Origin of the sequence: Actinophytocola sp. NPDC049390 (assembly GCF_044466355.1) — a bacterium.
Classification (GTDB): domain Bacteria; phylum Actinomycetota; class Actinomycetes; order Mycobacteriales; family Pseudonocardiaceae; genus Actinophytocola.
This window is the reverse complement of the sequence record NZ_JBITMQ010000012.1, coordinates 96,159-117,859: the sequence shown is the minus strand read 5'-3', so window position 1 is coordinate 117,859 and position 21,701 is coordinate 96,159. Positions and strand designations below refer to the sequence as shown.

The 21,701-nt window shown below is 72.2% G+C and carries 23 protein-coding genes; 12 read left to right on the top strand and 11 right to left on the bottom strand.

What is annotated here, in order from left to right:
* Positions 1-115 precede the first annotated feature (115 nt).
* The gene (locus tag ACIBVP_RS30285; protein ID WP_396109782.1) at positions 116-1,246 is read left to right on the top strand and encodes a metallophosphoesterase; all 1,131 of its coding nucleotides are present in this window, start codon (positions 116-118) and stop codon (positions 1,244-1,246) included.
* A 10-nt stretch (positions 1,247-1,256) separates the two neighbouring features.
* Here the strand turns inward: ACIBVP_RS30285 and ACIBVP_RS30280 are convergent, their stop codons facing one another.
* The 3 genes from ACIBVP_RS30280 to ACIBVP_RS30270 are packed head-to-tail and all read right to left on the bottom strand — an operon-like array spanning position 1,257 to position 4,350.
* On the bottom strand, positions 1,257-1,982 hold the full coding sequence (locus ACIBVP_RS30280) for an ABC transporter permease (protein ID WP_396109781.1): 726 nt from the start codon (positions 1,980-1,982) through the stop codon (positions 1,257-1,259).
* Complete coding sequence (locus ACIBVP_RS30275) at positions 1,979-3,436, bottom strand: ABC transporter permease subunit (RefSeq protein ID WP_396109780.1); 1,458 nt, start codon at positions 3,434-3,436, stop codon at positions 1,979-1,981. The genes ACIBVP_RS30280 and ACIBVP_RS30275 overlap by 4 nt, the downstream gene beginning before the upstream one ends.
* On the bottom strand, positions 3,433-4,350 hold the full coding sequence (locus tag ACIBVP_RS30270) for an ABC transporter ATP-binding protein (RefSeq protein WP_396109779.1): 918 nt from the start codon (positions 4,348-4,350) through the stop codon (positions 3,433-3,435). The genes ACIBVP_RS30275 and ACIBVP_RS30270 overlap by 4 nt, the downstream gene beginning before the upstream one ends.
* A gap of 111 nt (positions 4,351-4,461) precedes the next feature.
* On the opposite strand from ACIBVP_RS30270, the gene ACIBVP_RS30265 reads away from it, so the two are divergent.
* Positions 4,462-5,511, top strand: coding sequence for a sensor histidine kinase (locus tag ACIBVP_RS30265; protein WP_396109778.1), 1,050 nt, complete (start codon positions 4,462-4,464; stop codon positions 5,509-5,511).
* Positions 5,508-6,152, top strand: coding sequence for a response regulator (locus ACIBVP_RS30260; protein WP_396109777.1), 645 nt, complete (start codon positions 5,508-5,510; stop codon positions 6,150-6,152). The genes ACIBVP_RS30265 and ACIBVP_RS30260 overlap by 4 nt, the downstream gene beginning before the upstream one ends.
* Here ACIBVP_RS30260 and ACIBVP_RS30255 read toward each other — a convergent pair.
* Positions 6,147-6,890, bottom strand: coding sequence for an SDR family oxidoreductase (locus ACIBVP_RS30255; protein WP_396109776.1), 744 nt, complete (start codon positions 6,888-6,890; stop codon positions 6,147-6,149). The two genes, ACIBVP_RS30260 and ACIBVP_RS30255, sit on opposite strands and share 6 nt — an antisense overlap.
* 68 nt (positions 6,891-6,958) lie before the next feature.
* Here ACIBVP_RS30255 and ACIBVP_RS30250 point away from each other — a divergent pair, with 68 nt between their 5' ends.
* Together ACIBVP_RS30250 and ACIBVP_RS30245 are read left to right on the top strand one after the other, a co-directional pair.
* Positions 6,959-7,906, top strand: a complete 948-nt coding sequence (locus tag ACIBVP_RS30250; protein ID WP_396109775.1) for an ATP-binding cassette domain-containing protein — start codon at positions 6,959-6,961, stop codon at positions 7,904-7,906.
* On the top strand, positions 7,903-8,673 hold the full coding sequence (locus ACIBVP_RS30245; RefSeq protein WP_396109774.1) for an ABC transporter permease: 771 nt from the start codon (positions 7,903-7,905) through the stop codon (positions 8,671-8,673). The genes ACIBVP_RS30250 and ACIBVP_RS30245 overlap by 4 nt, the downstream gene beginning before the upstream one ends.
* On the opposite strand, the gene ACIBVP_RS30240 is transcribed toward ACIBVP_RS30245, so the two are convergent.
* The gene (locus ACIBVP_RS30240; RefSeq protein ID WP_396109773.1) at positions 8,651-11,722 is read right to left on the bottom strand and encodes an ATP-binding protein; all 3,072 of its coding nucleotides are present in this window, start codon (positions 11,720-11,722) and stop codon (positions 8,651-8,653) included. The two genes, ACIBVP_RS30245 and ACIBVP_RS30240, sit on opposite strands and share 23 nt — an antisense overlap.
* A gap of 34 nt (positions 11,723-11,756) precedes the next feature.
* On the opposite strand from ACIBVP_RS30240, the gene ACIBVP_RS30235 reads away from it, so the two are divergent.
* The gene (locus tag ACIBVP_RS30235; protein ID WP_396109772.1) at positions 11,757-12,599 is read left to right on the top strand and encodes a patatin-like phospholipase family protein; all 843 of its coding nucleotides are present in this window, start codon (positions 11,757-11,759) and stop codon (positions 12,597-12,599) included.
* Between the two features lie 31 nt (positions 12,600-12,630).
* Complete coding sequence (locus ACIBVP_RS30230) at positions 12,631-13,305, top strand: TetR/AcrR family transcriptional regulator (protein WP_396109771.1); 675 nt, start codon at positions 12,631-12,633, stop codon at positions 13,303-13,305.
* On the opposite strand, the gene ACIBVP_RS30225 is transcribed toward ACIBVP_RS30230, so the two are convergent.
* Positions 13,302-13,667, bottom strand: coding sequence for a VOC family protein (locus ACIBVP_RS30225; protein WP_396109770.1), 366 nt, complete (start codon positions 13,665-13,667; stop codon positions 13,302-13,304). The genes ACIBVP_RS30230 and ACIBVP_RS30225 overlap by 4 nt on opposite strands.
* Positions 13,668-13,732: 65 nt before the next feature.
* On the opposite strand from ACIBVP_RS30225, the gene ACIBVP_RS30220 reads away from it, so the two are divergent.
* Positions 13,733-14,218, top strand: a complete 486-nt coding sequence (locus tag ACIBVP_RS30220) for a MarR family winged helix-turn-helix transcriptional regulator (RefSeq protein ID WP_396109769.1) — start codon at positions 13,733-13,735, stop codon at positions 14,216-14,218.
* 169 nt (positions 14,219-14,387) lie between these two features.
* On the opposite strand, the gene ACIBVP_RS30215 is transcribed toward ACIBVP_RS30220, so the two are convergent.
* On the bottom strand, positions 14,388-14,642 hold the full coding sequence (locus ACIBVP_RS30215; protein ID WP_396109768.1) for a tetratricopeptide repeat protein: 255 nt from the start codon (positions 14,640-14,642) through the stop codon (positions 14,388-14,390).
* A gap of 93 nt (positions 14,643-14,735) precedes the next feature.
* On the opposite strand from ACIBVP_RS30215, the gene ACIBVP_RS30210 reads away from it, so the two are divergent.
* The gene (locus ACIBVP_RS30210) at positions 14,736-15,275 is read left to right on the top strand and encodes a DinB family protein (RefSeq protein ID WP_396109767.1); all 540 of its coding nucleotides are present in this window, start codon (positions 14,736-14,738) and stop codon (positions 15,273-15,275) included.
* A gap of 14 nt (positions 15,276-15,289) precedes the next feature.
* On the opposite strand, the gene ACIBVP_RS30205 is transcribed toward ACIBVP_RS30210, so the two are convergent.
* A complete protein-coding gene (locus ACIBVP_RS30205) occupies positions 15,290-16,078 on the bottom strand; it encodes a class I SAM-dependent methyltransferase (protein WP_396109766.1) in 789 nt (262 codons plus the stop codon).
* A gap of 5 nt (positions 16,079-16,083) precedes the next feature.
* Positions 16,084-16,512, bottom strand: a complete 429-nt coding sequence (locus ACIBVP_RS30200; RefSeq protein ID WP_396109765.1) for a hypothetical protein — start codon at positions 16,510-16,512, stop codon at positions 16,084-16,086.
* A gap of 74 nt (positions 16,513-16,586) precedes the next feature.
* Between ACIBVP_RS30200 and ACIBVP_RS30195 the strand changes: the two genes are divergently transcribed.
* The gene (locus ACIBVP_RS30195) at positions 16,587-17,540 is read left to right on the top strand and encodes a squalene cyclase (protein WP_396109764.1); all 954 of its coding nucleotides are present in this window, start codon (positions 16,587-16,589) and stop codon (positions 17,538-17,540) included.
* On the opposite strand, the gene ACIBVP_RS30190 is transcribed toward ACIBVP_RS30195, so the two are convergent.
* Both ACIBVP_RS30190 and ACIBVP_RS30185 read right to left on the bottom strand, forming a co-directional pair.
* Positions 17,537-18,538 (bottom strand): LacI family DNA-binding transcriptional regulator, encoded by a 1,002-nt coding sequence (locus ACIBVP_RS30190; RefSeq protein WP_396109763.1) that lies wholly within the window; start codon positions 18,536-18,538, stop codon positions 17,537-17,539. The two genes, ACIBVP_RS30195 and ACIBVP_RS30190, sit on opposite strands and share 4 nt — an antisense overlap.
* Positions 18,539-18,599: 61 nt before the next feature.
* Positions 18,600-20,312 carry a discoidin domain-containing protein gene (locus ACIBVP_RS30185; protein WP_396109762.1) on the bottom strand — a complete coding sequence of 571 codons (1,713 nt, stop codon included), beginning with the start codon at positions 20,310-20,312 and terminating at the stop codon, positions 18,600-18,602.
* 167 nt (positions 20,313-20,479) lie between these two features.
* On the opposite strand from ACIBVP_RS30185, the gene ACIBVP_RS30180 reads away from it, so the two are divergent.
* Positions 20,480-21,391 carry a DUF1996 domain-containing protein gene (locus ACIBVP_RS30180; protein WP_396109761.1) on the top strand — a complete coding sequence of 304 codons (912 nt, stop codon included), beginning with the start codon at positions 20,480-20,482 and terminating at the stop codon, positions 21,389-21,391.
* Positions 21,392-21,482: 91 nt separating this feature from the next.
* Positions 21,483-21,668 (top strand): hypothetical protein, encoded by a 186-nt coding sequence (locus ACIBVP_RS30175; RefSeq protein WP_396109760.1) that lies wholly within the window; start codon positions 21,483-21,485, stop codon positions 21,666-21,668.
* The last annotated feature ends 33 nt before the right edge of the window (positions 21,669-21,701 follow it).

Here is a 21,701-nt window from a genome sequence, read left to right as displayed (position 1 = left end):
CTCACACCGGTGTTGATCGTAGAGCGTTTTCCGGCTCGCGGGGCCAGGCCGGTTTCCGTCTCGTCGGAGAGCGCTCTCCACGGCTGTGACCACCGGCCGGAGTAGTTTCGGAGCCATGACAGAGACCCGGCAGCGGCCGAGGGCCGCCCGCCGCGCCAGGTTCGGGGTCGTGGTGGTCACCGCGTTGCTGCTGTTGTTCGGTGTGCCGTGGGCCACGCTGGTGCTGCCGTGGCAGGCGGCGGTCGTCGCGGTCGGCACGGTGGTGTTCGCGGTGGCGGCGGCCGGGTTCCCGTTCCTCATGTTCCTCGGGCACGCCCGCGGCCGGGACTGGGCCGCTCGCACCGGCGACACGCTCCTCGGCGTCGTCTGGGTGCTGTTCGCCTGGTCGTCGCTGGGTCTGGTGGCCCGGCTCGCGCAGGCACCGTCCCGGTTCGTGGCGGTCACGGTCCTCGTGGTGGGCGTGGTGCTGGTGGCGTGGGGCGTGTACGAGGCGATGCGCGTGCCCAGGGTCCGGCGCACCGAGGTCACGCTCCCCCGCCTCGGCCCTGGCCTCGACGGCACCACCGTCGTCGTGCTCACCGACACCCACTACGGCCCGATCAACCGGACGCGGTGGTCGGAGCGCACGGCTGCGGCGGTCAACGCGCTGACACCGGACATCGTGGTCCACGCGGGCGACATCGCCGACGGGACGGTCGCGCAGCGGCTGACACAGGCGGCGCCGCTGGGCACGGTCACCGCCCGGTACGCCCGCGGCTACGTGACAGGCAACCACGAGTACTTCGGCGAGGCCCAGGAGTGGCTCGACCACATGGCGTCGCTCGGGTGGGAGCCCCTGCACAACCGCCACGTCGTCATCGAACGCGGCGGCGACCGCCTGGTGCTGGCCGGTGTCGACGACGCCACGGCGAAGGCGTCCGGCCTCGACGGCCACGGCGCGCAACTCGACGCGGCGCTGGCAGGCGCTCCCGACGACGCGGCGGTGGTGCTGGTCGCCCACCAGCCCCGGCAGGTGGCGGAGACGGCGGGCCACGTCGACCTGCAGGTCTCCGGCCACACGCACGGCGGCCAGATCTGGCCGTTCCACTACCTCGTCCGCGTCGACCAGCCGTCGGTCCAGGGGCTGTCCCAGCACGGGCCGACACAGCTGTACACGTCCCGCGGCGCGGGGTTCTGGGGTCCGCCGATGCGGATCTTCGCCCCGAGCGAGATCACCCTGCTGACGCTGCGTTCGCCCGCCGCCTGAACGGCCGTGGTCAGGCGTCGCGCAGGCGCAGGGAGAGCGCTCCACCAGCCAGCGCGGCGGCAGCCCACAGGGCCAGCACGCCCAGCCCCGACCACGGCGCGATCGGCTCGGCCGCCACGTCCACAGTGGCCTGGATCGCGATGCCCGCGGTCATCGGGCTGAGCGCGCGCATGCGGTCGTACCAGTCCGGGTCCGCGACGAGTGTGGTGATGATCGGCGTCAGGTACAGCAGGCCGAGCACCAGCCCGGTGGCCGCCGCCGCGTCCCGCACGACCGCCGCGACACCGACGGCCAGCAACGCGATCAGCGCCAGGTAGAGCACGGACCCGGCCGCCGCCCGCACGACCGGCCCGTCGAGGGGCAGGCCTTCCGGCAACAGCGCGCGGCCTGCGAGCACCGAGCCCGCCACCGCGACCGCGCCGGCCGCCAACACGAGGCCGGACACGACGAAACCCTTGGCCGCCAGCACGTCCAGCCGACGCGGCAGGGCGGTGAACGTCGTGCGGATCATGCCGGTGCCGTACTCGCCGCTGACCGCCGCGACCGCCAGCACCACCACGACCGCCTGGCCGAGCGCGACGCCGGTGAGCGCGGACCTCGCCGGGTCGCCGCCCGCCCGCATGGTGGCCGCCGCGAGGGCGCCGAGTGGCACGGTCAGCGCGACGATCCCGGCCAGCAGCCAGGCCGTGCCGGGCACGGTCCTGATCTTCGTCCACTCCGCGTGCAGCGTGGTCACGCGTCCCTCCTGCGCAGCGCGACCACCGCGAGCACGACCGCGACCAGGGCGTACGCGCACAGCACCGCGAACCCGCCGCCCGGCGACAGCGGGAAGTACCCGTCCGCGGGCGTGTAACTGCCGTTGACCTGCGGGTACTCCGGGTTCGTCTGCTGGATGGCGAACGCGGCCGCCGGGGTGACGGTCGTCAGCCAGTCCGCCGGCGCGGCCGGCAGCACCGACGCGACCGCCAGCAGGTAGGGCAGCACGACCCCCACGATCACCGCCGTCACCGTGCCCGCGCCGCGGCGCAGCACCATCCCGACGGCGAGCGCGAGCACGGCCGCGACCGCGAACAGCAGCCCGGTGCCGACGATCACCCGCGCCACGGTCGCCGGGGACGCCGGGAACAGGAACATCCCCTTCGCCTCCTCCACCGCCTGCACGAGCGGGATCGCGAGCGCGGCCGACGCCACGCCGGTCACGAACGACACCGCGCCGAGCACGGCCGCCTTCGCCGCGAACAGGCGCCACCGGCGCGGACTCGCGGCGAGGCTCGTGCGGAGCAGGCCGCGCCGGTGCTCGGACGTCACGAACAGGGTCGCGACCACCAGAACCGCGATCAGACCGGCGAACACGCCGATGAGAGCGTTCTCCACGGTCCGCCCCCGGCTGCCCTGGTCGGGCACGAGCGGCGCGATGTCGCCGTGCCCGGTGATCGTGAACCGGCCGCCGTCGTCCGTGTGCCCGGTGTCCGTTCCGGACGGTCCGCCCACGTTCGTGCCCGCCCAGTCCGCCGACCAGTCGCCGTCGACGTCGACCTCGTCGAACGTCGTGGTGGCGCTGGTGGGGCCGCCGGTCGCGTCGACGGTGCCGAAGCCGCGGGTGATCTCGACGTGTTCCGGTGAGGACACGAACATGCCCGCTTCGACCGCGTCCCCGAGCCCGTCGAGCTGGACCGTGCCGAGCGTCGTCCAGTGCTCGCCGTCCGGTGACGTGCTACCTGAGAGCGCTCTCCCGGTGCGGGTCAACCGGAGCCACTGCTCCTGTGCGGTCGACTGTGGACCCGCGATGTCGGACGTGTAGTCGTGCTGCATGCGCACGCCGTGGTCACCGGTGAGCATGACGGCCGCGTACGTCGACCCGGACTCGGTGCCGTCCTTGACGATCACGCCTGCCTTGGCCCACGGCTCGGCATCCTCGGAGAGCGCTCTCACACGCGCGGTGATCGTGCCGTCGCCGGTGAGGGTGCGGTGGACGAAGTAGAAGCCGTCGTGGACGGCCTCGCCGCCCGGTCCGGTCGGGGGCACGTTGCCCGCACACGGTCTCCCGTCCGGGCCGACGCAGTTCATCTGACTGCCGAGCGGCCCGAGCAGTCCGACGAGGACGGTCAGCGGGATCGCGACGAGCATGCCGACCACCCATCCGCGCACGGTGCGGAACTTGGTCCACTCCGCGTGGACGAGGTGCCTCATGACTGCCCCGCCTGGAACTCGACGGCGTCCCTGGTCAGCTCCATGTACGCCTCCTCGAGCGAGGCGCGGTGCGCGGAGATCTCCGTGAACGGCACGGCGTTGTCGGTGAGCAGCGCGACGACCGCGGCCGCGGTGAGTCCGCCGACCGTGACGGTGTCGGCGCCGGTCGCGGCGACCGTGCCACCCGCACCGCCGAGGACGGTCATCGCCAGCGTGCGGTCGGACGTGCGCATCGTGACCCGGTCCCCCGACGCGGCGGCGATCAGCTCGGCGACGCCGGTGTCGGCGATGACCTTGCCCCGGCCGACGACGACCAGGTGGTCGGCGGTGTCCTCCAGCTCGCTCATGAGGTGGCTGGACACGAGCACCGCACGGCCCTCGCGGGCCTTCTCCCGCAGGAACGTGCGCATCCAGACGATGCCCTCGGGGTCCATCCCGTTGAACGGCTCGTCGAGCATGAGCACGGGCGGGTCGCCGAGCAGCGCGGCCGCGATGCCGAGCCGCTGCCGCATGCCGAGCGAGTAGCCACCGGCCTTCCGCCGCGCGGTGGGACCGAGGCCGGTGACGGCGATGACCTCGTCGACCCGTTTCGCGGGCAGGCCCTGCGAGTGGGCGAGCCAGAGCAGGTGGTTGCGCCCGGAACGGGACGGCTGGAGAGCGCCCGCGTCGAGCAGCGACCCGACGTGGCGCAGGGGCGTGCGCAGCTCGCGGTAGGGGCGGCCGCCGACGAGCGCGTGCCCGGCGTCGGCGGCGTCGAGCCCGAGCACGACCCGCATGGTGGTGGACTTCCCGGCCCCGTTGGGCCCGACGAACCCGGTGACCTGCCCGGCGTCGACGGTGAAGGTCATCCCGTCGAGCGCGGTGGTCCCCCCGAAGCGCTTCCGCAGCCCGGCGACCTCGATGGTGGCTTCCATGCTGACGAAGGCTAGGGAGAGCGTTCTCCCGGGTCGTCACGGCGAGGAGCCATCCCCGCGTCCCTCCTGAGAGTGACGCACCGTCCCGCCCGAGCGGCGACAATGATCGCCATGGTGTGGAGCGCGCTCGCCGCGGCCGCCGCCGTCGGCGAGGTCCTGCTGCGCACGGTCGGCGCGGGGGTGAGCGTCGAGTACGTGCTCGTGCTGCTCGTGTTCGCGCTCTCCGGAACGCTGGCCGGGCCGCTGCCCGCCAGGCCGGCCGTGCTGATCGCCGCGGCCGCCGGTCTGCTGTCGCTCACACTGCCGCACGTGCTGACCGTGGGTGCGGCCCTGGTGCTCGTGGCCCTGCTGGTGCGGGTGGCCGCGTTGTGGGCGCTGGCGCTCACGGTCCCGTTCGTCGCGGTCGCGGTGGTCTGGCCGTCGCCGATCGCGGTGCTGGTCGCGGCCGCCGCACCCGCCGCGGCGCTGTCGGGAATCGCTCTCCGCGCCGACAAGGAGGCGCGCCTGCACCGGGCGGCGCGGCAGGCGGTCGCGACCACACTCGTCGAGCACACGGCACTCGGCGAGCGGGCCAGGATCGCCCGCGAGCTGCACGACGTCGTGGCCCACCACATCTCCATGATCGCCGTGCAGGCCGAGACTGCGCGGCTCACCACCCCGGACCTCACGCCCCTTGGGGCGCAACGGTTCTCCGACATCGGCGACCGGGCCCGCGCGGGCCTCACCGAGATGCGGCGGCTGCTGGGCGTGCTCCGCGAGGACACCGACGACGACGCGGAGCGCCATCCGCAGCCGGGGCTCGCGCAACTGGTCGACCTGCTGGACGACGCGCGCCAGACGGCGGGCGCACGGCTCATCGTGTCCGGCGCGCCGGTGCCGCTGGACCCGGGCGTGGAGCTGGCCGCGTACCGGATCGTGCAGGAAGCGCTCACCAACGCCCGGAGGCACGCGCCGGGCGCCGCGGTGGACGTGGAACTGCGCTACGGCAAGGAGTTGCGGGTCCGGGTCCGCGACAACGGTCCCGGCCCGGCACACTCGGACGGGCACGGGCTGGCGGGGATGCGCGAACGCGCGGCGGCGGTCGGTGGCACGCTGCGCACCGGGACCACGGCGGTCGGCGGTTTCCTCGTCGAGGCCACACTTCCCGTGGAGGAGACATGATCAACCTCGTGGTGGCGGACGACCACGAGGTCGTGCGCACCGGGTACGCGGCACTGCTGGAGACACAGCCGGACTTCACCGTGATGGGCACGGCCACGGACGGCGCCGCGGCGGTGCGCCTGTGCGGAGAGCGCTCTCCCGACGTGGCGCTGATGGACGTCCGCATGCCCGGCATGGACGGCATCGAGGCGACCCGCAGGCTCGCGGGCGGTCCCCGGGTGCTGATCCTGACCACGTTCGACCTGGACGAGTACGTCTACGACGCGCTGCGCGCCGGCGCGAGCGGTTTCCTGCTCAAGGACGTCACGGCGGAACGCCTCTTCGACGCGGTCCGCGTGGTCGCCGCCGGTGAGGCACTGCTGGCGCCCACGGTCACACGGCGGCTCATCGGCGAGTTCGCCCGGCAGAAGCCGCGCCCCCACCCGCCGGAGCTGACGGGCCTGACCCCACGTGAGACCGAGGTGCTGCGGCTGGTCGCGGAAGGGCTCTCCAACACCGAGATCGCCGCGCGCCTGGTGGTCACCGAGGAGACGGTGAAGACGCACGTGTCCCGCATGCTCGGCAAGCTCGGCCTCCGCGACCGCACACAGGCCGTGGTCGCCGCGTACGAGTCGGGCCTCGTCGTGCCGAGAGCGCTATAGGCCGGGCAGCATCCCGCCGTCGACCGGGAGCATGACGCCCGTCAGGTAGGACGCGGCGGGCGACAGCACGAACGCGGCCACGCGTCCGAACTCCGCGGGCTCGCCCGGCCTGCCGAGCGGGATCGTCGCCAGGGTCGCGGTGCGTTGGTCCGGTGTGGACTGTGCGTCGAGGGACGCCATGCGGTCGGTCGCGATGCGCCCGGGCAGCAGGCCGTTGACCCGCACTCCCACCGGGCCCAGCTCGTTGGCCATCGACTTCGCGACCATGGCGAGGCCGGGCCGCAGTCCGTTGGAGATGCCGAGCGTCCCGATCGGCGCCCGCACCGACGACGACAGCACGAACGCGATCGACCCACCCTCGCCCAGTTGCGCCGCCACCTCGCGGGCGAGCCGGACCGCGCCGAGGAACACGGACTCGAACGCGTCCCGCCACTGCTCGTCGGTCGCGGCCGTGACCGACCCCGGCGGCGGCCCGCCGACACTCACCAGCAGCCCGTCGACCCGCCCGTACGCCTCCCGCGCCGCGGCGAGCAGCCGGCCCGGCGTCCCGGGATCGGCGTTGTCGCACGCCACCCCGACCGCACCCAGCTCGGCCGCCGACACCGCCACCGACTCCTCCGAACGGCCCGTGATCACCACCCGCGCGCCCTCGGCGACCAGCGCGGACGCGGTCGCGAACCCGAGCCCCTTGCTCCCGCCGGTCACCAGGTACACGCGGTCCCTCAGCCCAAGATCCATGCCCCAAGGCTAGGCCCTGAAACCGTCGTGAAACCGCGCTGATCCGCTCCGGGAGAACGCTCTCCGACGTGAAACCAACGGCCATCGGAGCCACCGGGCTCCGCAAGAAGTTCTCCGACCACGTCGTCCTCGACGGTGTCGACCTGCGGGTACCGGAGGGCACCGTCTTCTCGCTCCTCGGCCCGAACGGGGCGGGCAAGACCACCGCGGTGCGGATCCTGTCGACACTGATCAGCGCGGACGGCGGCACGGCCACGGTCGCCGGGCACGACGTCGCGACGAACCCGGACGGGGTGCGTGCCGCGATCGGCGTGACCGGCCAGTTCTCCGCGGTCGACAAGCTGTTGACCGGCGAGGAGAACCTGCGGCTCATGGGCGAGCTGTACCGGCTGCCGAAGGACGAGATCACCCGGCGCGCCACCACGCTGCTGACACGGTTCGACCTGGGGGACGCGGCCCGCACGCTGACCGCGACCTACTCGGGTGGCATGACCCGCCGCCTCGACCTGGCGATGACGCTGGTCGGCGAACCACGCGTGATCTTCCTCGACGAGCCGACGATCGGGCTGGACCCGCGGTCCCGCCGCGGGATGTGGGAGATCGTCGAGGAGCTGGTCGCGGGTGGGGTGACCGTGTTCCTCACGACCCAGTACCTGGAGGAGGCCGACCGGCTGTCCGACCGGATCGCGGTGCTGGACCACGGCCGGATCGTCGCCGAGGGCACGCCCGCCGAGCTGAAGCAGCGCATCCCGGGCGGTCACGTGCGGCTGCGGTTTCCGGACGTCCACGAGTTGGAGAGCGCTCTCCGCGTGCTGGGGAACGCCACTCCGGACGTCGACGCGCTGGCCATGGCCGTGCCGAACGACGGCAGCCGCCGTGCGCTCAAGGAGTTGCTCGACCGCCTCGACGACGCGTCGATCGAGGTGGCAGCGCTCTCCGTGCACACACCCGACCTCGACGACGTCTTCTTCGCCCTGACCGGCCACACCTCCGAGCAGAAAGCACCGCTGTCGTGACCCACTCCGCCACCATGCTGCGCCGCAACCTGCGGCACGCACTCCGCTACCCGTCGCTGACCTTCGGCGTCGCGCTCACGCCGGTGATCATGCTGGTGATGTTCGCGTACCTGTTCGGGACCGCGCTCTCCGCAGGCGTCGCCGGTGCGACCGGCGACGTCGACTACATCAACTTCGTGGTACCCGGCGTGCTATTGATGACGCTGGGCGCGGGCTCCCAGACCACCGCCATGTCGATCTGCGGCGACATGGCCGAGGGCATCGTCGCCCGCTTCCGCACGATGCCGATCACCCGCACGGCCGTCCTCACCGGGCAGGTGGTCGGGAGCGTCATCCTGACGATGGTCAGCGTGGTGCTGGTCGTCGCGGTGGGACTGGCGATGGGGTTCCGGCCGACCGCGGGTCCCGGCGAGTGGTTGGCCGCGATCGGGTTGATGGTGCTGATGACGATCGCGATCACCTGGCTCGCCGTCGGCCTCGGCCTGCTGTCGAAGGCACCAGAGGGCGCGGGCAACGCGGCCATGCCGCTGTCGTTCTTCCTGCCGTTCCTGTCCACGGCGTTCGTCCCGCTGGAGACGCTGCCGGCGGGCATCCGCTGGTTCGCCGAGTACCAGCCGTACTCGCCGACCATCGAGACGCTGCGCGGACTGCTGGTCGGCGGCCCGATCGGTCACCACGGCTGGCTGTCCGTCGCCTGGGCGATCGTGCTCGCGGGCGCCGGTTACCTGTGGTCGAGAAGGCTGTTCAACCGCGATCCGGTCCGGTAGCTCTGGCCGCCAGCACTCGGAGAGCGGTTTCCCGCAGCTCCGAGCGGTCGAGGCAGGCGTACTCCGCCACCGCGTCGGCGTACGCCTGCCTGCCGGTGATCGCGGCGGGCAGCGGGGGCTGGAGCGCTTGCAGGTACCGGAACCGGCGTGCGAGCGCGACGAGCCCCACCCCGGTGGCGTCGGCGCCGGTGGCGAGGTCGGCCATGCCGAGCGCGAACAGGAGCGCACCGGCGAGCGGCAGCTCGGCGACGTACACCGGCGGCCGGTCCACAGGGTTGGCCAGCAACCGTTCCAGGTGTCCGGCGAGGGTCGCCACGAGGCCGGCGACGGCGTCGAGCCTGCCGAACCGCGCGTGCGCGCTCACCACCCCGGCCTGGATCTCCAGCACCCACGGCTGCGCCTCGACACCCGGCTCGTCGGCCATGGCGACCGTCCGGTGCCACAACACGAGCCCGGTGTCGACGTCGTTCCTCGCGAGCGCAAGCTGGGCGCGGGTGGCGAGCGCGAACATGGCGGCGCTCGTGTCGTAGGCGGTGTACTCGTCGGCTTCGGCCGGGCTGCCCGCGTTGTCGGCGGTGGCCCGGCCCAGCCAGTACTCGGCGTCGTCCAGCGCGCCGAGGTGGTAGCACGCGAACGTCATGCCCCAGTAGACGCCGATGACGTCACGGCGCGCGCCGATCACGTCGAGCAGCCGCACGGCCGCCGCGAAGTGGTCGCGGGCCTCGGCGCTCCGTTCGAGCCGCAGGGCGAGTGTGCCGGTTCGTTCATGCGCCATCAGCCACAGCCACGGCGTCGCCGGGTCACCGAAGCCGTCGAGGAATCGCCTGGCCGCGACGAGCGCGTCCTCGAGTTCACCGTCACGTTCCGCGAGGTGGCTGCGCAGCAGCCCCGCGACGGCCGCCGTCAACGGCTCGTCGGGCTCGAACACGTCGTTGTGCGCCAACACCGTCGCCGCCGCACGCACCGGGGTGTCCGGTGGAGCGGGCGGGAGAGCGCGCAACACGTACAGCATCCTCGGCGGCGCGGAGCCGTGGACGACGATCGTGCCGAGCACGCACACGACCGCGGCCGTGCGCGCGGCCTCGACGACGTCCGGTTCCGGGGTCCAGTGGGCAAGCAGGTGTGCGGTGTCCACGGCCGGTGCGGCCGCACGGGCGTAGTTGCCGCCCGTCAGCCACAGCGTGACGAGCGTGGCGGTGACCGCGGCGACCGTCGCTGCGTCCCCTCGGGAGAGCGCTCTCCGTCGCGCGGACACCAGGTTGTCCAGCTCGGCACCGATCGCCTCGGTGGCAGCGGCCGGTTCGGGCCCGAGCACCGCGTCGTGGTGGGCGACGCCGAACTCCCGCGCCCACCCGAGGAACGCCGCGAGCACCCGCTCGGTCTCGCCCGCCTCCGCCAGCCGGGCGGCACCGAACTCGCGGACGGTCTCGAGCATCCGGAACCGCGTCCCGGCCGGGGTGTCCGCGACCTTCAGCAGCGACTGGCCGACGAGGTGCTCGAGCACGTCGAGCGCGTCCGTGCCGAGCACGCGACCGGCGGCCGCGGCAGTGAACCCGCCAGGGAACACAGAGAGCGCTCTCAGCGCGAACTGCCCGTCGGCGTCGAGGAGCTGTCGGCTCCAGTCGACGACCGCGTGCAGCGTGTGGTGCCGCTCCGGCGCGTCCCTGCGTCCGCCACGCAGCAACGCGAACCGGTCGGCGAGCCGCTGGTTGATCTCCGGCACGGACAGCACCCGCACCCGTGCGGCCGCCAACTCGGCAGCGAGCGGCAGGCCGTCGAGGCGGCGGCACAGTTCGACGACCGCGTTCTCCGGCAGGTCGACGTCGCGGCGAGCGGCGCGCGCCCGCTGGCGGAACAGCTCCGCCATCGCGACGACGGTCAGCTCGGGCAGCGGGTAAACGCTCTCCGAGGACAGGCCGAGCGGCGCACGGCTGGTGGTCAGGACGGTCACGTCGCGGCTGGTGGCGACGAGCGCGGCGACCAGGTCGGCGGCCGGCGCGAGCACGTGCTCGCAGTTGTCGAGCACAAGCAGCGCACCTGGTCCGAGTGCCTCGGCGATGCGCGCGGCCGTCTGGTCCGCCGCGCCCACCGCGGTGGCGACCTCGGCCGCGACGTCTCCGTCCGGCGCGATCCCCGCGAGTCCGACGAACCGCACGGTCCGCTGCGGTGCCCGCAGACCGACGGCGTGTGCGAGGCGGGTCTTGCCCAGCCCGCCCGGCCCGACGACCGAGACCACGCGTGCGGCGCGCAGGAGAGCGCTCACCGCGTCGAGGTCGTGGTCGCGGCCGAGCAGCGGGTTGGGTGTGTGCACCACCCCGTGGCGGGTCGCGGGTTCGTCCTCGCGCAGCAGCTCCTCGTGCAGTGCTCGGAGAGCGCTGCCCGGGGCGGTGCCCAGCTCGTCGCGCAGCATGCGGCGGTAGGAGTCGTAGCGCGCCAGCGCGGCGGCCGGCCCGGCGGTGCCGGCCTCGGCGCGGAGCAGCTCGCCGAGGATCTCCTCGTCCTTCGGGTGGTCGGCGGCGAGCTCGGTCAGCGGGCCGACGGCGTCAGCCTGCCTGCCCTGACGGGCGAGGGAGAGCGCGCGCAGCCGGGACAGCGTGCGGTAGGTGGTGGCCCGCTCGGCGCGCAGGTCGGAGAGCGCGTTCCCGCGGTCGTCCTCCGGCGGCGCGTCCCAGCACGCCAGGCCCGCCTCCGCTTCCGCCAGCGCACTGCCGTGGTCACCGGCGCGAGCGTGCTTCGCGGCCGCGGCGGCCCGTACGAGCACGACGGCCGCGTCGACCTGCTGCTCCCCCAGCGCGAGCCGGTAACCGGTGGGAGAGCGCTCCACCACGTCGGCGCCGAGCTGGGCGCGGAGCCGGGAAACCAGGATCTGCAACGCTTTCGCGGGATTGTCCGGTCGCGTGTCGGGCCACAGGCCGTCGACCAGCCGGGTCGTGCCGCACCCGGTGCGCAGGTCGGTCGCGAGCAGTGCCAGCAGCTCGCGCAGCCGCGGCGCGGAGATCGCTCTCCCGCGATACGCGACGCGCGTGAGCAGGCACAGCTCGATCGTCACGGGCACAGGCTAGCCGGGCGGGCATGATGGGCGGATGACTCGACGCGCACTCGTGCTCGGTGGCGGCGGTATCACGGGGATCGCCTGGGAATGGGGCATTCTCTCGGGTCTTGCCGCGGCCGGGATAACGCTCTCCGACGCGGACCTCGTGGTCGGCACGTCCGCGGGTTCGGTGGTCGGCGCCCAGGTGGCGAACGGCCTCGACCCGGCGGAGCGGTACGCGGCGCAGCTGGCGCCGCCGGACGGCGAGGTCGCGGGCGCACTCGGTGTCGGCACGATGATCCGCTACGGCATGGCGATCCTCGGGGGTTCGAGTACGCCGCGGAAGGTCAGGCAGCGGATCGGCCGTCTGGCGCTGGGCGTGCGCGGCGACGAGGCCGCGCGCGTCGCGGTGATCGAGTCGCGGCTGCCGGTCAGGGAATGGCCGTCGGGGAGCGCTCTCCGAGTGACCGCGGTGGACGCCGAGACGGGCGAGTTCCGGGTGTTCGACCGTGACTCGGGTGTGCCGCTGGTGCGTGCGGTCGCGGCGAGCTGTGCCGTGCCCGGGGTGTGGCCGCCGGTCACGATCGACGGTCGGCGGTACATGGACGGCGGCGCGCGGTCGGGCACGAACGCGGATCTCGCGGCGGGGTACGACAAGGTGGTCGTGCTGGCCCCGATCCCCCGCGGTTTCGGCCCGATGCCGGGCGCGGCGGCGCACATCGAGCGGCTGCGCCGGGAGTCGTCGGCGGTGACGCTGGTGAGCCCGGACGCCGAGGCGCTGCGGGCGTTCGGCCGCAACGTGCTCGACCCGGCGAAACGCGCCGACGCGGCCCGCGCGGGTCTGCGGCAGGCCGCGTCGGTGGTGTCGGCGGTGCGTGCGGCGTGGAGCGAATAGCCGATAACACGATCCTGTTATCGTCGAACACGTGGACACCCGGCACCGGATCGTCGTCGCCGCCGCCGCGCTGCTCGACGAGGGCGGCCGCGAGGCGGTGTCGACCCGCGCGGTGAGCGCGGCGGCGAACGTCCAGGCCCCCACGATCTACCGAATCTTCGGCGACAAGCAGGGCCTCCTCGACGCGGTGGCGACGCACGGTTTCCAGGCGTACCTGGAGAAGAAGACCGGCCAGGCGGCGAGCGACGACCCGGTCGAGGACCTGCGCACCGGCTGGGACATGCACGTCGAGTTCGGCCTCGCGAACCCGGCGCTGTACTCGTTGATCTACGGCGAGCCCCGCCCGGGCGCGACCACCCCGGCGGCAGCGGCGGCGGCGGAACTGCTGGCGATCCGGATCCACCGGGTCGCGGCGGCCGGCAGGCTGCGGGTCAGCGAGGAACGCGCGGCCAGGATGGCCCACGCGGCGGGCTGCGGCACGACGCTCACCCTCATCGCCGAACCACCCGACCGCCGTGACCTGACGGTGTCCACGCTGACCCGCGAAGCGGTGATCGCGGCGATCACCACCGACGCCCCGGCCGCCGAGGCCCCGGGCGCGGTGGCTGCGGCAATCGCTCTCCGAGCAGCACTCCCGTCGACCTCGGCGCTGACCGTCCACGAACAGGCGCTGCTGGCGGAGTGGCTGGACCGGATCGCGGGTTAGTTCAACAACCAGACGTGACCGTCGGGGTCGGCGACGGCAGCGGTGTAGCCCCATGGCTTCTGTTCGGGCTTCGCGACGACCTCCGCCCCGGCGGAAACCGCTCTCCCGAACGCCGCGTCCACGTCGTGGACGGTGATCGACAACGCGACCTCACTGGTCCCCCGCTCGGCGACCGGCCTGCCGACCGTCCAGCCGAACCCACCGGTGGGGATGAGCATGAGGGCGAGGTCGTCGCCGAGCCGGAACTGGAGCGGCTCGGGCACACCGTCGTCGCTCGGTCCGCCGAACGCCTCGAACCCGAACGCGTCCCGGTAGAAGGCGTGCGCGGCGACCCGGTCCTCGGTGGGCAACGCAATGATCATGATCGTGCTCCCTTCGTTTCCCAGCCGACGAACCGCGGACACCGTTTTCGACATATACTTACTTGGTGGAAGTAAACAGCTCGGTGGTGCTGCAACTGATGGCCGCGCTGCGGGAGTGTGCCAGGCACGTCCAGCGCGGGGTGGCGGATCAGCCACTGGACGAGGTGGACGTCGGGCTGCTCACGCTGGCGGGCGCGGAGAAGGGCACGTTGAAACCGTCACAGGCAGCGGCAGAACTCGAAATGGCGTTCCCGTCGATCACGAGACACGTCCGCGCGCTGCAGGACAAGGGCCTGATCACGATCGCCCCCGACACCGACGACGGCCGGAGCTACGCGATCACCCTTTCCAAGGCGGGTGAACAGGCACTGCGCGCCTACGGCGACAACCTGCTCGCCCGCTTCTCGCCCGCGGTGGCGGACTGGCAACCGGCCGAACTGGCGACGCTGACAGCGCAGGTGATCCGCTTGGCGGAGGCCATGTCCTCGGCGCAGTCGACCGCCCCCACCCGCCGCACCCCGACGTCAGCCATCTGGTGGCGCGAGACGTGACTTGTCCACAGCTCACCCGGTTGTCCACAGCCAAGATCGACATCACGGCCACTGTCGGTACCCACTGGTAGACTGGCAAGGCGGGTGGCCCCCGGGATCGGGTGGGGCTTGAGGTTACGTACTGGGCGCGGCGTTTGCGCAGTTCACGGGCGGTTGGCCAGGCCGCTGATCAGGCGCGGAGATCCTTTTCCGCTGCCTGCCAGTCGAACCCCGGGTAGCAGGGCGCGCCGTCCACGGCGAGGGCCATCAGGTCGTGCGCCCTGTGGTTGCCGGGGTCGGCGGCGAGCACGACCCCGAGGTGAGTGACGGCGTCGTCCCCGTTGCCGGCGCCCACCAGCAGTTCGGCGAGGTGCAGCCGCAGCACGACGTCGTCGGGCGCGGCCTCCACAGCTCTTCGCATGCTCGCGATCAGTGCGTCGGTCATGGCGTCCCCTGTCCGTGAGAACAGGCGAATCGTAAGTACGCCGCTCATCGCGGACAACCGCCTTCCGGCTCAGCCGACCGCTAACGTGCCGTCATGCCGAGAAGAGCCCAACTGTTCGGCGGCGCCGACGACCGACGGTTCCAGAACCCGACGACCGGCGACGAGCGCACCGTGCTCGCCGGGGTGCTGGCCGCACAGCGCGCGACACTGGAGGCGAAGTGCGCGGGCCTCGACACCGCGCTGGCCGACCGGTCCGTGCCGCCGTCGACGCTGTCGCTGCTGGGACTGGTACGTCACCTCGCCGACGTCGAACGCCGCTGGTTCCGCCAGGTCCTGGCGAAGGAGGACGCCCCGCCCCGCTTCTCGTCCCCGGCCGACCCGGACGGCGACTTCGACGGCGCGACGCCCGCGCCCGAGGTGGCGGCGGAGGCGTGGGCGGCGTGGCGCGCCGAGGTGACGTTCGCGGAGGAGGTCACCGCCGCGGCCCCGGACCTGGACGTCACGGGCGAGGACAGCTGGCGCGGCACGGTGTCGCTGCGCTGGGTACTGGTGCACATGATCGAGGAGTACGCCCGCCACAACGGCCACGCCGACCTGCTCCGCGAACGCATCGACGGCGCGGTGGGCGTGTAGCGAGGGCGGGTATCTCAGCGGGTCGCGTGGATGAACCACGCCGCCGAGCCCAGGCGGACGCCGGTCGGCGACTGGTGCTTCGCGAGGTCCACGCGCAGGGACTCCGCCGCCTCGTCCGGGTTGTCCAGCCGGGCGATCGCCTGCGCGAACTGGCCCGTCACGAAGTCGAGCGCGTCCTCGACCGTCGCACCCAGGTACATGTCCGCCACGCGGGGTTCGACGCGGATGTCGGTGAAGCCGGTGCTGGTCAACAGGTTCCGGGTCCAGTCCGGGTCGGCGAAGCCGGACGCGGCGGGCGCCGCACCGGCCCGTAGCGCACCGCGGATCACCTGCTGCCATTCGTTGGCGGACACCGCCTGCCACGTCATGAGCGCCAGCCGGCCGCCCGGGCGCAGCGCCCGCGCCAGGTTCGTGAACGCGCTCTCCGGGTCGCCGAAGAACATCACGCCGCTGCGGCTCATCACCACGTCGTGCTCCGGGAACGGGTGCACCTGCGCGTCCGCCTGTTCGTAGCCGACGTTCGGCAACCCGGTGGAGCGCTCTCTCGCCAGCGCCAGCATCGGGCCCGACAGGTCCACGCCCAGCACGTGCCCGTCGACCGCGAGGCGGGCCGCCGCACGGGTCGTCGCGCCGCTGCCGCAGCCCACGTCCAGCACGCGGTCCGTTCGCTCGACGCCCACCGCGCCCACGAAGTCGTAGTCGGCGACGCCTTCCTCGAAGCGGTCCGCGCGACGTGCCCAGTAGGCGCCGGACGCACCGTCCCAGTACGCCAGTTGGTCCATATTGGACGGATCGACCCGCACGGCACTCACCACATGTTCTCGAACCGGGATCCCAGCATCACGCGGGCCATCGTCACCTTGATCACCCTGCGCAGTTCGGTGCGAGAGTACAGCTCGGGCAGCGCCTCGAAGATGTCCTTTCCCACATCCAGCAACGTCACACCCTGTGTCCCCTCCTCGGCCCCGAGGACGAACCACGCCCAGCAGCGGTACGACTCCGGCTCGGACGCGCGGCCCTCGTTCCGCAGCATCGGGCACAGGAACACGCCCGACACCGCCGACACCTGCCGCAGCAACGCGCCCTCGCTGCTCCACCGGCGGGACCGGTCGTGCGCGACGTTCTCCCGCTGGATGCCCAGCAGGTCGTCCACGCCGGCGACCCGGACCGTGAAGTCGGGGTCACCCCACTCCACGTCCGACCGCCCGCGGAACCCGTGCGCGGAATTGCTGTTCACTCTCACCGATCCCCAGGAGACCGCTCTGGCCGACGACAACTACTACCACGGCCACGGACGGCTACAGTCGCGCCGTGGACCCGCTCGCCTGGCTACGTGACTCCGACCCGGCCCTGCGCTGGCAGGTGGAGAGCGCTCTCCTGCCTGAACCGCCCTCGGTGTGGAAGACGACACGCGCCAAGGTCGCCACCGAGGGGTTCGGTGCGCGGCTCCTCGCGCTCCAGGAACCCGACGGCCAGTGGGCGGGTGGGGCGTTCTTCCCCGCCGACGCCGACCCGGAGACCGAGGTCGGACAGCCCTGGACGGCGACCACGTGGTCGCTCAACGCGTTGCGGGAGTGGGGCCTCGACCCCGCCGTCCTGCGTGACCGCCGCACTGCCGAACTGCTCGACGAGCACTGCCGCTGGGAGTACGACGACCTGCCGTACTGGGGCGGTGAGGTCGACTGCTGTATCAACGCGTGGACCGTCATGAACGGCCTGTGGCTGCGCGCCGACGTCACCGGCATCGTCGACTGGTTCCTCGAGCACCGGCTGACCGACGGCGGCTGGAACTGCGCGTGGGTGGAGGGCTCGACACGCTCGTCGTTCCACTCGACGCTCAACGCCCTCAAGGCCCTGCTCGCCGTCGACGTCGCCACCGGCGGCACCGACGCCACGCGTGCGGCCCGGCGCTCGGGCGAGGAGTACCTCCTGCGGCGCGGGCTCTTCCGGCGGCTGTCGACGGGCGGACCGGTGGCGCCGTGGGTGGACGAGTTCGCGTACCCGTTCCGCTGGCGGTACAGCGTCCTCAACGCGGCCGACTACTTCCGCCAGGCCGCCGAGTTCGACGGCACCCCACCCGATCCGCGCATGACCGACGCGATCGAGATCGTGCGCGCCGCGCGGCGCCCGGACGGGACCTGGCTCCAGGGCGCGGTGCTCCCCGGGCGTGTCTGGTTCGACGTCGACGTGGCCGAGGGCGAGCCGTCGAAGTGGCTGACCTTCCACGGAACGCGCGTGCTCGCCTGGTGGGACGCGGCGGACTAGGACGAGTCGCGGATCACCAGTTCCGGCTCGAACATCACCTTGCCCAGCACCGAATCCGGGTTCCGCACGTGCTCGAGCAGCGTCTGCGCCATCGCGGCGCCCATCTCCTCGACCGGTTGCCTGATGGTCGTCAGCTTGGGGCGGGACGCCAGAGCGGCGCTGCTGTCGTCGAAGCCCACCACCGCTACGTCGCCCGGCACGTTCAGCCCGTTCTCGCGCAGGGCCACGAGCGCACCCTGCGCCATCAGGTCGTTGGCCACGAAGACACCGTTGATGTCCGAATACTCCTCCAGCAGCTCGTCCATCGCCTCCTCGCCACTCGCCATCGTGAAGTTGCCACGCGCGTTGGGCACCCGCTCGCCCGCGATGTCGCGGAATCCCCTGATCCGGTTCTGGCTCGCCGGCACGTGCCGTGGCCCGGAGATGGTCGCGAGCTTGAGACGACCGCGCTCGAGCAGGTGCCGTGCCGCCATCCGGCCGCCTTCCCGGTGCCGCACGTCCACGAACGGCAGCGGGAAGGCGGTTCTGGAGAACCCCACCGCGGGCAGGCCGGCGATCCGGAGCATCGCGGGCATGGGGTCCTCCGGGTCGGTGTTGACCACCAGCACGCCGTCGACGTCGCCCTGGCGGACGCGGTGGAGGACGTCCGCGCGCGTGATCTCGTCGTCGGCCAGCATCAACAGCGCGTGGACGTGGTGGTCGCGCAGGTAGCCGACCACGCCACCGACCACCCGGCCGAAGAACGGGTCGGCGAACACGTCACCGCTCGAACCCGACACGACCAGCGCTACCGCGTCCGTGCGGCGGGTGACCAGCGACCGCGCCGCACGGTTCGGCGAGTACCCGGTCTTCTCGATCGCCTGCCGCACCGCGTCCTGGATGGCGATGTCGACGTTGCGGGTTCCGTTCACCACACGCGAAACCGTCGCGCGCGAGACCCCCGCCATCTTGGCCACGTCCTCCAGGGTGACCGCGGACGGAGACCTTCTTGTGTTCATGGCGCCGATGGTACGCAAGAGGTCTCTCCAAACAGGGGGGTGAACCTACCATCGTGTGTTGTCAGCGGCGGTAGACGCCGAATTCGTACAGCGAGTAACCCCAGCCGGTACCCCGCCCCGTGCCGTACACCCGGATGTACCGACCGGACGCCGTCACGTCGATGTCGTCCACGCCGCCGTCACCGTTGGTAGCCGCGTGCACAGAGCGCCAGTCGGACCCGTTGTCCGAGACCTGGATCTCGTACGCCCGCCCGTACGCGGCCTCCCACACGAGTTGCACGTGCTGGAACGTGGTCACCGCGCCAAGGTCGACCGCCAGCCACTGCGGGTCGCTCCAGTCGGACGCCCAGCGCGTGGAGAGCGCTCCATCGACGGCGTTGGACGGCGGGAACGGCGCCCCGTCGCCAACCTGCTGGTGCGACGACGCGGTGGCGGTCTTGCCGCGTGCCACGTTCACCCCGTCCGGCGTCGGCGCGACCACCCGGAACGACCGCGTCTCGATGCCGACGTTGCCGTGCCCGTCGCGGGCGTACACGTACACCTTCCAGACGCCGAGCCGGTCCGGCGCCCGCACGGTGAACGGGCCGCCGCCGGAGAACGACGCGGGCACGAGCGCGCCGGCGTTGTCGATGTACTTGCTGTTCAGCATGATCGCGTAGGAGAGCGCGTCCCCGTCTGGGTCCGACGCCGCGACGTCGATCGTGAACGGCCCGCCCGCGGGCACGTCGGTGATACGGGACAGGTCCATCCGCGAGATCACCGGCGGGGTGTTCGCGCCCGGGTCGCCGCCGTACGCGGCCGCGACCGAGTAGTAGGAGAGCCTTCTCTCGTTGCCCGGCAACAGGTTGAACCACACGCCGCCGAAGTCCTGCTCGGTGCCGTAGTGGAACAGCGTGCCGCCGAGCGCGACACCGGTGTGCGCGGTCAGGCAGTCCCACGCGCGCCGGTAGCCGTCGCGTTTCGCGACGTCCGACGGTTCGGCCGGGACGCCGTTGACGTCGTCCGGCACCTCCCACTCGCCCGCGGGGCCGCCCTCGGTGAGGATGTACGGCTTCGTGTACCCACCGGCCTCCCAGTCGCCGCGGACCTGGCACACGGCGTTGTACGAGTTCACCGCGTACAGGTCGAGGTCGGGGGCGTTCGCCTCGTAGTACGGCCAGGCGCCGGTCCACGCGTCGGTCGAGGTGACCGGGTGGTTCGGGTCTATGCCGTGGATCGCGCGTGCCACGTCGTTGACGAACCTGGTGTACGCGTTGCGCTGGCTCTCCAGTTCCGCGCCGGAGAAGCAGTTCTGCATGCCCAGCACGGACTCGTTGCCCACGTTCCACATCAGGACGCCGGGGTGTCCTTTGTAGACATCCACCCAGCGGGTGAACTCGGCGAGCATGGTCGACTTGTAGTTCGTGTCGGTCACGTAGTTCACGCAACCGCCGCTGCCCGGTCCGCCGCCGGGCTGCAGCCAGAAACCGGCGATCACCTTGATGCCGTTCACGGCCGCCGCGTCGAACAGCGGCGCCGACGTGCCGTCGGTGCCCCAGGTGCGGACCGTGTTGACGCCCATGGCGTTCAGGTCCGGCATCCGCTGTGCCGCCTCGGACACCGGCGGGCCCCAGGTGAGGCCCTTGACCTGGAACGGGTTGCCGTCGACGGTGAGCTGCCAGTCGCCGTGCGATCCGGTCACGCGGACGACGCCCGGCGCCGCGGCAGCGGGACGCGCGGCGACGGTGAGCAGTCCGGCGAGCAGGGCGACGACCAGCGCGAGAGCGCGCTTCATTGCGACTCCTCAGCAGGGTTCTCGGAGTGGGTTCGGAGAGCGCTCTCCCACTCCGTTCCGAGTGTTGCGGGCGGATTGTGCGCATGTCAAGGGCGATATTGACACGGAGAGCTACGCTCGTGGGAGAGCGCTCTCCCTCGATCCCTGCCGAGGAGGAGTACAGCCAGATGAGGCGACATCTCACACTCGCGGCGACCGGCCTGGCCGTCGCGGCACTACTGAGCACACCCGCGGCCGCCGACCCGGCGGACGACGTGACGCACCACGAGTTCCAGGTCAACTGTTCGGTCACACACCGGCTCCCCGACGACCCGATCGTGCTCCCGAACCTGCCCGGCGCGTCGCACGAGCACAGCTTCACGGGCAACACGACGACGAACGCGTACACGACGCTGGAGTCGCTGCAGGCCGCCGGCGTCGGCGCGACGTCCTGCCTCGCGCCGGACGACCTGTCGGCGTACTGGTTCCCGACCATGTTCAACGGGAACGCACCGGTGATCCCGAACTTCAGACAGGTCATCTACTACAAGTCCGGGATCGAGCGGTACCAGGACGTCCGGCCGTTCCCGCCGGGCCTGCGGTACGTGGTCGGCAGTCCCAACTCGACGCTCGAGGAGTTCCGCGCGCACCCGGGCCGGGTCGAGGGCTGGGAGTGCGGGGACAGCTTCTTCAACTGGGACTTCCCCGCGCACTGCCCGGCGGGCACGCAGCTGAACGTGCGGTTCCAGGCGCCGAGTTGCTGGGACGGCGTGCACCTCGACTCCGCGGACCACAAGTCGCACATGGCGTATCCGGTCGGCGGCGTCTGCCCGTCGTCGCACCCGAACCCGGTGCCGATGCTGGAGTTCAAGATCGCGTTCCCCGTCGACGGGGACATGAGCCAGGTCCGGCTGGCGAGCGGACGCGGCTACAGCTGGCACTACGACTTCTTCAACGCGTGGGATCCGCCGACGCTCGCGGCTCTCGTGAGCCACTGCATCAACGGCGGCCTCCAGTGCGACCCCCGCGGCTACGACCAGTACAAACCCCACCGCGGCGCGGTACTCGGGGAGAACTACCGGCTGCCGGGCAGGCCGTGAGTCTCGCCGTGATCACTGCGGCACAAGGGATTGAGGCGTTCGGGACGAGGGTATTCCGCGAGCACGAAGGTCCCCAGAAAGGATCCCCGCCATGCTTGCGATCCTCGCAGCGGTGCTGTTCGCCATCGCACTGATCATGGATCTGGCCGACGCCACCACCGGCATCAGCGCCAGCGCGTTCCTGACCGCCGGGCTGCTCTGCCTCGCCCTGCACATGGCAGGCATCGGCGCGTCCCTGCCGGCGCGGAACGGCCGTCGCTGGTCCATGCGCCGGTGACCACTGCGGCATCGGGGTGACGCCCTGGTGCTG